The following is a 290-nucleotide window of genomic DNA, read 5'->3' on the forward strand; positions in this document are numbered from 1 at the left end:
GGCCTGACCCTGACCGCGACCAACAACATCGTTGAAGGCGGTCAGATCACTTACACCGCGACACTGACCAATCCGGCACAAACCCCGGTGACCGTCACCCTGTCCAACGGTTCGACCATCACCATTGCAGCCGGCGAAACCGTTGGCACCGTTAACGTGCCGACAGCGGCCAATGACGTTTACAACAATGGCACTACAGTCAGCACAACGATCACCGGCGCTACCGGCGGCAATTTCGAAAACCTGGTGCCAAACACCACGCCAGCCGTTACCACGATCACTGATTCGGT

Annotated in this window: 1 protein-coding gene; it reads left to right on the plus strand. The window is 57.9% G+C overall.

All coding sequences use genetic code 11. The features are described from left to right. Positions 1-290 (plus strand): immunoglobulin-like domain-containing protein (locus tag CXF97_RS14055; protein WP_157830898.1); only part of this gene is annotated, 290 nt, incomplete at both ends.

The organism is Pseudomonas sp. Choline-02u-1 (assembly GCF_002836515.1).
Classification (GTDB): domain Bacteria; phylum Pseudomonadota; class Gammaproteobacteria; order Pseudomonadales; family Pseudomonadaceae; genus Aquipseudomonas.